Source organism: Curtobacterium sp. PhB130 (assembly GCF_003755165.1).
Taxonomy (GTDB): Bacteria; Actinomycetota; Actinomycetes; order Actinomycetales; family Microbacteriaceae; genus Curtobacterium.
Window position 1 is genome coordinate 243129 of the sequence record NZ_RKII01000010.1, and the last position, 10455, is coordinate 253583.

Annotated in this window: 7 protein-coding genes; 1 reads left to right on the top strand and 6 read right to left on the bottom strand. The window is 69.8% G+C overall.

The window, feature by feature from the left end:
• Positions 1-152: 152 nt before the first annotated feature.
• From pgl to tkt, 6 genes are all read right to left on the bottom strand, one after another.
• Positions 153-923, bottom strand: a complete 771-nt coding sequence (pgl, locus tag EDF24_RS16835) for a 6-phosphogluconolactonase (protein ID WP_123653515.1) — start codon at positions 921-923, stop codon at positions 153-155.
• 142 nt (positions 924-1065) lie between these two features.
• Positions 1066-2010, bottom strand: a complete 945-nt coding sequence (locus tag EDF24_RS16840; RefSeq protein WP_123653514.1) for a glucose-6-phosphate dehydrogenase assembly protein OpcA — start codon at positions 2008-2010, stop codon at positions 1066-1068.
• A complete protein-coding gene (gene zwf / locus EDF24_RS16845; RefSeq protein WP_123704357.1) occupies positions 2007-3545 on the bottom strand; it encodes a glucose-6-phosphate dehydrogenase in 1539 nt (512 codons plus the stop codon). The genes EDF24_RS16840 and zwf overlap by 4 nt, the downstream gene beginning before the upstream one ends.
• 22 nt (positions 3546-3567) lie before the next feature.
• On the bottom strand, positions 3568-5187 hold the full coding sequence (locus tag EDF24_RS16850) for a glucose-6-phosphate isomerase (RefSeq protein ID WP_123704359.1): 1620 nt from the start codon (positions 5185-5187) through the stop codon (positions 3568-3570).
• Positions 5187-6302 carry a transaldolase gene (tal, locus tag EDF24_RS16855; protein ID WP_123704361.1) on the bottom strand — a complete coding sequence of 372 codons (1116 nt, stop codon included), beginning with the start codon at positions 6300-6302 and terminating at the stop codon, positions 5187-5189. Before tal ends, EDF24_RS16850 begins: the two co-directional genes overlap by 1 nt.
• A 136-nt stretch (positions 6303-6438) precedes the next feature.
• Positions 6439-8535 carry a transketolase gene (tkt, locus tag EDF24_RS16860; protein WP_123704363.1) on the bottom strand — a complete coding sequence of 699 codons (2097 nt, stop codon included), beginning with the start codon at positions 8533-8535 and terminating at the stop codon, positions 6439-6441.
• A gap of 420 nt (positions 8536-8955) precedes the next feature.
• On the opposite strand from tkt, the gene EDF24_RS16865 reads away from it, so the two are divergent.
• A complete protein-coding gene (locus EDF24_RS16865; RefSeq protein WP_123653509.1) occupies positions 8956-9879 on the top strand; it encodes a heme o synthase in 924 nt (307 codons plus the stop codon).
• The last annotated feature ends 576 nt before the right edge of the window (positions 9880-10455 follow it).

The following is a 10455-nucleotide window of genomic DNA, read 5'->3' on the forward strand; positions in this document are numbered from 1 at the left end:
GTGTCGTCTCGCGCCGCACGCGCCCGACACGAAGTGCGATCTCACCGGGTCGGACGGGTCGGCCGGACGGGCCGGCCGGGCGGGCGCACCCCACGGACGACGGGAGGCCCGGTGCCAGCTGGCACCGGGCCTCCCGTCGGAGCGACGCGTGACTAGTAGGTCGACGCGATCAGGTTCTCCGGGACGTCGCGCGCGGCGTCCTGGTCCACGAAGAACACGGTGCGCTTGCGGCCCTGCACGCCACCGACGGGGACCTCGTCCACGGCGGCGCCGGCGAGGGCGAGCCCCAGCACCGATGCCTTCTCGGCGCCGGACAGGATGACCCACACCCGCTGCGATGCGTTGATCGCCGGGTAGGTCAGCGTCAGGCGCTGCGGCGGCGGCTTGGGGGAGTCGTCGACCGGCAGCACGATGCGGTCGGTGACCGAGAGCTGCGGGAACTCCGGGAAGAGCGACGCGGTGTGGCCGTCCGGGCCGACACCGAGGAGCGTGATGTCGAACTTCGGCGCGACGGCCGAGTCGGGCGCTGCTGCCTGGAGCTCGCGCTCGTACTGGGCAGCGGCGTCCTCGATGGTGAGTCCGGCGTCGGACGCGGCCATCGGGTGGATGTTCGACGCGGGGATCGTCACGTGGTCGAAGAAGTCGGTCTGCGTGCCGGTGATGTTGCGGTCGGCATCGCCTTCCGGAACCCAGCGCTCGTCGACCCACCAGACGTGCACCTTCGACCAGTCGACGCTCTCACGCGCCTGGGACTGACCGATGGCGGCGAGCACGAGGGACGAGACCGAACCACCGCTGATGGCGATGTCCGCTCGCTCCTGCTCGTCGAGCACGTCGATGATCTTCGTGATGAAGCGTGCGGCGACGGAGGCGCCGAGGGCCTGCTTGTCCGGGTGCACCAGCACCCGCCGTTCGTTGGTCACGTGACTCCCGTGTTCGTGGAGCGGCCACCCGATGTGACCGCCGTCGGTCCGTGCGCCCGGACCCCGTCTCGACGACGGAGCCGGGCGACCCGGACCCCGTCTCGACGACGAGGACCGGGCGACCGGACCGCTGTGGGGCTGATCAGCTCGCGACGGAATCGCGGAGCTGGGCCACCCCGTGCTTGACGACGTCCCCGAAGAGGACGTCTGGGTCGAGTCTACGGAGTTCCTCCGCCAGGCAGTCGCGCAGGTTCCGGCGTGGCAGGGACAGATCGTGGACCGGCTGTCCGGGCATGGACAGCGTGGCGACGTCGACGAGCGACCGCTCGAGCTCGATCGTGCCCGACTCGCGGACGAGGGACACCCCGTGGATGCCGCTCGACCCGGTCGCGCGGGGCGACGTGACGACCGACACCGGCACCTGGAGCTGCAGCTGCAGCCAGGCGGCGAGGAGGATCGTCGACGGGCTGTCGCTCGCACCGGAGACCTCGACGCCGGTGATCGGCTCGTACGGCGGCTGGTCGAGCGCCGCGGCGAGCTGGTTGCGCCAGAGCGTCAACCGGGTCCAGGCGAAGTCGGTGTCCCCGGGGACGTACGACTCGGCCAGTGCCGCGATGGCGACGCTCGGGTCCTTCTGCGCTGCGGCGTCCGTGATGCGACGCTGGGCGATACGGCCGAGGGAGGACTCCGCCGGCTTCGGCGGGGCGATCCCGGGCCACCAGGCGACGACCGGGGCGTCCGGCAGGAGCAGACCGGTGACGAGGCTCTCCTCGTCGGTGGCCGTCTCGCCGTACGCGCGGAGGACGATGACCTCGCTCGCGCCGGCGTCGCTCCCCACGCGGATCTGCGCGTCGAGACGACCGGGCGAGTGGATGTCGCCGTGGTTCTTCGACACGATGATCACGCGCATCGGGTGCTCGCGGGATGCCTCGTTCGCCGCCGCGATCGCCTCTTCCTCGTGGCCGAGGGCCGTCGAGATGATCAGCGTGAGGACACGGCCGAGTGCGACCGCGCCCCCCTCTTCGCGGATGTGGACGAGGGTCTTCTGGATCTTCGAGACCGTGGTGTTCGGCAGGTCGATCTTCATGGACGCCTCCAGGTCCGTCCGTCGCGGGCGAGGAGGTCGTCGGCCGAAGCCGGACCCCACGTCCCGGGACGGTACTGCTCGGGCTGGCCCTGCGTGGCCCAGAACTCCTCGATGGGGTCGAGGATCTTCCAGGAGAGCTCGACCTCCTGGTGCCGCGGGAACAGCGGCGGGTCGCCGAGGAGCACGTCGAGGATGAGTCGCTCGTACGCCTCGGGGGATGCCTCGGTGAACGCGTGGCCGTAGCCGAAGTCCATCGTGACGTCGCGCACCTGCGTGCCGACACCGGGGACCTTCGAGCCGAAGCGCAGCGTCACACCCTCGTCCGGCTGGACGCGGATGACGAGTGCGTTCTGGCCGAGGGGGGACTGCGGGATGCCGAAGACGTCCTCGGGGACGCGCTTGAACACGATCGCGATCTCGGTGACGCGGCGACCGAGGCGCTTGCCGGCGCGGAGGTAGAACGGGACGCCCTGCCAGCGACGGGTCGCGATGTTCAGCTTGATCGCCGCGAACGTCTCCGTGCCGGACTCCGGGTTCATCCCGGCCTCTTCGAGGAAGCCGAGGACCTTCTCGCCGCCCTGCCACCCGCCGGCGTACTGCCCGCGTGCGGTGGCCGTCGACAGGTCCTCCGGGAGCTCAACCGCGGAGAGGACCTTCTCCTTCTCGGCGCGGAGGTGTCCGGCCTTGAACGAGACGGGCTCCTCCATCGCGGTGAGCGCGAGGAGCTGGAGCAGGTGGTTCTGGATGACGTCGCGCGCCGCCCCGATGCCGTCGTAGTACGCGGCACGTCCGGCGACGCCGATGTCCTCGGCCATCGTGATCTGCACGTGGTCCACGTAGTTCGAGTTCCAGATGGGTTCGTACATCTGGTTCGCGAACCGCAGCGTCAGGAGGTTCTGGACCGTCTCCTTGCCGAGGTAGTGGTCGATGCGGAACACGTCGTCGGGAGCGAAGACGCTCTCGACGATGGCGTTCAGCTCGCGCGCCGTGCGGAGGTCGGACCCGAAGGGCTTCTCCACGACGACGCGGCTCCACGAGCCGTCCTGCTTCTCGGTCAGGCCGGACAGCTTCAGCTGCTCGGTGACGACCGGGAACATCTTCGGCGGGATCGAGAGGTAGAACGCGTGGTTGCCGAGGGTTCCCCGTTCGGCGTCGAGCGCGTCGACCGTCTCCTTGAGCTGGACGAAGGCGTCGGGGTCGTCGAAGGACCCCTGGACGAAGCGGATGCCCTGTTCGAGCTGGCGCCACACGTCCTCGTCGAAGGGGGTACGCGAGTGCTCCTTGACCGCGTCGTGGACGAGCTGGGAGAAGTCTTGGTCCTCCCAGTCACGTCGAGCGAACCCGACCAGCGCGAACCCGGGAGGCAGGAGCCCCCGGTTCGCGAGGTCGTAGACCGCGGGCATCAGCTTCTTGCGGGACAGGTCGCCCGTCACGCCGAAGATGATGAGGGTGCTGGGACCCGCGATCCGGTTCAGTCGACGGTCCGTGGGCAGCCGGAGCGGGTTGTGCTCCGGGGTGATCGCCACCGGTGACATTGTCGGTGAACTCCTTTTGGTGTCAGGAAGTGGTTGCCGGGCCCGAGAGCGCGGCAGTGACGACGTCCGCCAACGCGGGGAGATCCCGCGACGACAGCGTCAGCACCGGGCGGCCGTGCTGCGCGAGGACGCTGGCGTCCCCGGCTGCCTGGGCCCGGATGAGCTGGCCGAACGTGAACGGCCGGCCGGGGATCGGCAGGTCGCCCGCGTCGTCCGCGAGGATCTGCAGGAACACCCCGGTCGCGGGGCCGCCCTTGTGGTACTGGCCGGTGGAGTGCAGGAACCGCGGGCCGTACCCGAAGGTGACCGGTCGGCCGACGCGCTCCGCGATGACGTCCCGCAGCACCTCGAGCTCGCGGTTCACACCGCGGTCGACGTACGCCTGGATGGCGACGTAGCCGTCGTCACCGACGGCGGACAGGAGGCTCGTCACGGCCTGGGCGATGCTGCTGCCGGCCTCGAGACCGGTCGCGGTCACCGCGATGCCCTGGTCCTCGAACGAGGGCGCGGTCGACGGGACGGGACCGCCGTCGCCCTCGAGCAGCGCGCGCGCAGCGACCTTGGCCGCCTCCACGTCGGGCTGGTCGAACGGGTCGATGCCGAGCAGACGCCCGGCGACGGCCACGGCGTACTCCCACACGAGGATCTGTCCACCGAGCGTGCCGGTGATCTCGACCTCGCCGTCGGCGACGTGGCGTTCGTCGTCGCGCGAGCCGACGAGGCGGACGATCTGCACGTCCGGCAGGCCGGCGGTGATCTCCGGGGCGTCGACGTCGAGGACGATCGGCAGGAGGCCGCGGCCGGACTTGCCCGTCGACTCGGCGAGGAGCTGTTCGATCCAGTCGCCGAAGCCGATGATGTGCGTACCGTCCGCGACGATGCCGATCTTGTCCCGGAGCGGCTCGGTGCCGGCGAGGACCGCACCGAGCACGAGCCCGGGGTTCTCGTCGATGTCGACGGAGAGGAGCGCCGAGATGGCGTCCGCCTCGTCGAGGAGCTCGGCGATGTCGGCCCCGGCGAGACCCGAGGGCACGAGCCCGAAGGCCGTCAGCGCGGAGTACCGGCCGCCGACCGTGGGGTCCGCCGTGAAGACGCGGTAGCCGGCGTCGGTCGCGGACGCCTCGAGCGGAGAGCCCGGGTCCGTGACCACGACGATCCGCTGGGCGGGGTCGATGCCCGCGTCGCGGAAGGCCTGCTCGTACACGCGGCGCTGGGAGTCGGTCTCGAGCGTCGAGCCGGACTTCGACGACACCACGAGCACGGTGCGGTCGAGGCGGTCGGTGACGGCCGCGGTGACCTGGGCCGGGTCGGTCGAGTCGAGCACCGTGAGGGGCACCCCCGCGGTGCGGGTGATGACTTCGGGCGCCAGGGACGAGCCGCCCATGCCGGCGAGGACGACGTGGTCGATCCCCTCGGCGCGGAGCTCGTCGCGCAGTGCGGTGATGCGGGGGACGAGGGGCCGCGAGACCGCGACCGCCTCGACCCATCCGAGGCGCGAGGCGGCCTCGGTCTCCGCCGACGGACCCCAGAGGTCGGGGTCCTGGGCGGTGATGCCCGACGCCACCAGGTCGGCGACGAGGCGCGGGACCACCTGGTCGATGGCCCGCGCCGCGTCACCGCTGGCGGCGATGGAGACGGTCACTACTTGCTGGCGTTCTCGAGGGCCGTCTTCACGGTGTCGACGAGCTCGCCCCAGGAGACGTTGAACTTGTCCACGCCCTCCTTCTCGAGCAGGGCCACGACGTCGTCGTAGTCGATACCGACGGCGGCGAGCTTGTCCATGACCTCGGTCGCGGCGTCGAACGAACCGGCGATCGCGTCGCCGTGGATCTCACCGTGGTCGAACGTGGCCTCGAGGGTCTTGCCCGGCATGGTGTTGACGGTGCTCGGCGCGGCGAGCTCGGTCACGTAGAGCGTGTCCGAGAGCGACGGGTCCTTGACACCGGTCGACGCCCAGAGCGGACGCTGCGTGTTCGCGCCGGCCTCGAGGAGGCCGAGGGCACGCTCGGAGGCGAACGCCTCGGTCCAGACCTGGTAGGCGAGCTGCGCGTTGGCGATGCCGGCCTTGGACTTCAGGGCCTTGGCCTCGTCGGTGCCGACGGCGTCGAGGCGCTTGTCGATCTCGGAGTCGACACGCGACACGAAGAAGGACGCGACCGAGTGGATCTTCGAGAGGTCGTGGCCGGCGGCCTTGGCCTTCTCGAGCCCGCCGAGGTAGGCGTCGATGACGGCGCGGTAGCGCTCGAGCGAGAAGATCAGGGTGACGTTGACGGAGATGCCGGCGCCGATGACCTCGGTGATGGCCTCGAGGCCCTCGAGGGTCGCCGGGATCTTGATGAGGACGTTCTCGCGGCCGACCTTGTCGAACAGGAACTTGGCCTGCTCGATGGTCTTCGCGGTCTCGTGGGCGAGGCCCGGCTCGACCTCGATCGAGACGCGGCCGTCGAAGCCCTTGGTCTCGTCGTAGATCGTCTTGAAGACGTCGGACGCGTTCGCGACGTCCTGGGTGGTGATCTCGAAGATCGCGTCGGTCACGTCGGTGCCAGCAGCGGCGAGCTCCCTGACCTGCGCGTCGTAGCGCTCGCCCTTGGCGAGGGCCGAGGCGAAGATCGTCGGGTTCGTGGTCACGCCGACGACGTTGCGGTCCTTGATGAGGTTCTCGAGACGGCCGGTCTCGAGCAGCTCGCGGGACAGGTCGTCGAGCCAGATGCTCACGCCGACCGCGGAGAGCGCGGCGGTGGGGGTGGTGTCAGCCATGTGTTTCTCTTCTTTCGTCGACTTGGTGAGTCGGGGTCTGTGGGCGGCCACCTGAGGACGGGAGGCACGGTGCGGGGCCGCGCCGGGCCTCCCGTCAGGAGGGCCGGATCCGTGTGACGGACCCGGCCCTCATCACTCAGGATGCTGCTGCGATGGTTTCCTTCGCCGCGGCGAGGACGTGCTCGGTGGTGAAGCCGAACTCGTTGTAGAGCGTCTGGTAGTCCGCCGAGGCACCGAAGTGCTCGATGGAGACGCTGCGGCCGGCGTCGCCGACGATGTCGCGCCAGCTCATGCCGATCCCGGCCTCGACCGAGACGCGGGCCTTGATCGAGGAGGGGAGCACCGACTCGCGGTAGGCCTCGTCCTGCTGGAAGAACCACTCGAGCGACGGGGCCGAGACGACGCGGGCGTTGACGCCCTCGCTCTTCAGCTGTTCGCGCGCGTCGAGTGCGATCTGGACCTCGGAGCCGGAGCCGATGAGGATGACGTCCGGGGTGCCGTTCGGCGCCTCGGCGAGCACGTAAGCGCCCTTCGCGACGTTCTTGGCGGACGCGAACGTCTCACCGGAGGCGTCGCCCTCGCCACGCTCGAACACCGGGAGGTTCTGACGGCTGAGCGCCAGACCGGCCGGGCGGTCCGTGTGGGAGAGGATCGTCAGCCACGCGTACGCGACCTCGTTGGCGTCGGCCGGACGGACGACGTCGAGACCCGGGATCGCGCGGAGGGCGGTGAGCTGCTCGATCGGCTGGTGCGTCGGGCCGTCCTCGCCGAGGGCGATGGAGTCGTGGGTCCAGACGTACGTCGCCGGCGCCTTCATGAGCGCGGCGAGACGGACCGCCGGACGCATGTAGTCGCTGAAGATGAGGAACGTGCCACCGAAGGGGCGGGTGTTCCCGTGCAGGACGATGCCGTTGAGGATCGAGCCCATGGCGTGCTCGCGGATGCCGAAGTGCAGCACGCGACCGAACGGGTCGGTGCTCCAGGTCGACGTCGACGCCTCGGCCGGACCGAAGGACTTCGCGCCTTCGATCGTGGTGAGGTTCGACTCGGCGAGGTCCGCCGAACCGCCCCAGAACTCGGGCATCAGCGGCGCGATGGCGTTGATGACCTTGCCGGAAGCGGCACGGGTCGAGACGGCCTTCTCGGTGCTGAACACCGGGAGCGCTGCCTCGAGGCCCTCGGGGAGCTCCTTGGCCTGCATGCGGTCGAAGAGGGCCTTCTTGTCGGCGTTGGCCGCGGCCCACGCGTCGAAGGTCTTCTGCCACTCGGCGTGCTGCGCCTGGCCCTTGGCCACGGCACCGCGGGTGTACTCGAGCACCTCGGGGGCGACCTCGAAGGTCTTCTCGGTGTCGAAGCCGAGGACCTCCTTGAGGCCCTTGATCTCCTCGGCGCCGAGCGCCGAACCGTGGATCTTGCCCGAGTTCTGCTTGGTCGGCGACGGCCAGCCGATGATCGTCTTGAGGACGATGAGCGACGGCTTGTCGGTGACCTGCTTGGCGGTCTCGATCGCGGCGTAGAGCTCCTCGACGTCCTCGGAGTACTCGCCGGTCTTCTTCCAGTCGACGATCTGGACGTGCCAGCCGAGCGCCTCGTAGCGCTCGGGGACGCTCTCCGAGAAGGCGATGTCGGTGTTGTCCTCGATCGAGATCTGGTTCGAGTCGTAGAACGCGATGAGGTTGCCGAGCTGCTGGCGACCCGCGAGGGAACCGGCTTCGTTCGTGACGCCTTCCTGCATGTCACCGTCGCCGGCGATCACGTAGGTGAAGTGGTCGAACGCCGACTGGCCGGCCGGGGTCTCCGGGTCGAACAGACCGCGCTCGAAGCGCTGGGCGTAGGCGAAGCCGACCGAGGACGCGAGGCCCTGGCCGAGCGGGCCGGTCGTGATCTCGACACCGTCGGTGTGGCCGTACTCCGGGTGACCCGGCGTCTTCGAGCCCCACTTGCGGAGGTGCTGGAGGTCCTCGATCTCGAGGCCGTAGCCGTGCAGGTAGAACTGCACGTACTGGAGGATCGATGCGTGACCGGCGGAGAGGATGAAGCGGTCACGGCCGATCCACGTGGAGTCGCTCGGGTCGCGGTGCATCACCTTCTGGAAGAGGAGGTGTGCGAGCGGGGCGAGGCTCATCGCGGTGCCGGGGTGACCGTTGCCGGCGGCCTCGACCGAATCGGCGGCGAGTACGCGGGCCGTGTCGACGGCCTTCCTGTCGATGGCGTCCCAGGTGAATTCAGCCACTTGGATGTTGACCCTTCTTGATGCGACATGTGCGAGGGCTCGTGCCATCGCACGGACATGGTTGCCACCCGGGGCCCTGTCCAGTCGCCGATCAACGGCGGCCGACCGGCTTCGTCGAGGCCGGCGTCTTCGGGGCACACTGCGGGAGGCCTCTCCAGCATAGTGACCCGCCACTCAGAAGGCGTCCAGGTGACGCGGCGATCTCACTACGCACGGACGCGCCGGTGCCGGGACCCGGGCGTGTCGGGCGCTCCGGGGCGATTCGGGTGGAGCGGGGCATCATCGCGGCGCTTCCATCGCGTAAACTGTCCGGGACCCGTGGACATTCCGGGTCAGCGCATGCCCGGACGCCGACGACGTCGTCCACCGAGTGTGCGAGCTGAAGCGAACAGACTGAGGGTCCCCTTGCCGACTGCCACCGTGACCAGGCCAGACACCGAGCGTCGCTCGACGCTGTCCCGCAAGGTCCGAGCGTACGTCTCGCTGACGAAGCCGCGGGTCATGGAGCTGCTGCTCGTGACCACCGCACCGACGATGTTCCTCGCCGAGCGCGGGGTGCCCGACCTCTGGCTGGTCCTCTGGACGCTGCTCGGCGGCGCGATGTCCGCCGGGTCCGCGTCGGCGTTCAACTGCTACATCGACCGCGACATCGACCGCCTCATGAAGCGGACGAGCACGCGGCCGCTCGTCACCGGTGAGCTCTCCGACCGCGAAGCCCTCGTCTTCTCGTGGGTGCTCGGCATCGGGTCGACCGCGGTCCTCGGCTTCCTGGTGAACTGGCTCGCCGCCGCGCTGAGCGTCGCCGCGATCCTGATCTACGTCTTCCTGTACACGCTGTGGCTGAAGCGCCGCACCCCGCAGAACATCGTCTGGGGCGGCTCCGCGGGCTGCATGCCCGTGCTCATCGGCTGGGCAGCGGTCACCGGCTCGCTCACCTGGGCGCCGGTCATCCTCTTCATGGTGATCTTCCTCTGGACGCCGCCGCACTACTGGCCGCTGTCGATGAAGTACCGCGACGACTACGACGCCGCCGACGTGCCGATGCTCGCCGTCGTCCGGGGCCGCACCGTCGTCGGGCTCCAGGTCATCCTCTACGCGTGGGCGACGCTGGTCTGCTCGCTGCTCCTGATCCCGGTCGCGCACATGGGGCCGCTGTACACGGTCGTCGCGCTGGCCGGTGGGATCTGGTTCGTCGTCGAGTCGCACAAGCTGTACAACCGGGCGATCCAGCACGTCGAGCACGTCCACCCGATGCGCGTGTTCCACAGCTCGATCACGTACCTGACGCTGCTCTTCATCGCCGTGGGCATCGACCCGCTGCTCCCGCAGGTCTTCACCTTCTAGGGGGCGCGGGCGGCGGGCGGGTACCGACCCGGAACGACATTGTCGCTGTCGTACGACAGCGACCATGTCGTTCTCTGCATGCGCCGGCCGTTGCGGGCGCGGTGCAGCGACGAGTGCGCTGTCGTACGACAGCTGCGGCGTCGTTCCGAGTCGCGCCGACGCCGCCAGCCGCGGCGTGCAGTGGGCGCGGCACCCACCGGCCTGGAGGCTCGTGGCGGGCCCGCACCGGGCCTCCCGTCCCGAGGGTGGCCGGCCCCGTGCACGGGGCGGCCCCGGCGTCGTGCACGCGCCGCGCGCGCCGCATCGCAGGCGGATTGCGACACGGCGGCGGTCGATCGACGCGTGCGGTGTCGGAGGATGCGGACGCACCTGATCCGTCTGCATGGTTCGACACGGCGGCAGTCGATCGACGCGTGCGGTGTCGAACGAGCCGCGAGCGGAGGCGGCCGTGCGGCCGGCACGGTGCGGGCGGCGCCGAGCGCTAGCTGTAGTTCCCCGGGACGTTGTGAACGGGTGACGTAAGTGAAGACCTCCGGGACGATGTGAGTTACCACACACCACGTCGTCACCGGAGGT

What these genes read in the sequence shown, in the direction of transcription:
- zwf (WP_123704357.1), bottom strand. Translation starts at nt 3,545, where the DNA reads ATGTCACCGGTGGCGATCACCCCGGAGCACAACCCGCTCCGGCTGCCC.
- tal (WP_123704361.1), bottom strand. Translation starts at nt 6,302, where the DNA reads ATGGCTGACACCACCCCCACCGCCGCGCTCTCCGCGGTCGGCGTGAGC.
- EDF24_RS16840 (WP_123653514.1), bottom strand. Translation starts at nt 2,010, where the DNA reads ATGAAGATCGACCTGCCGAACACCACGGTCTCGAAGATCCAGAAGACC.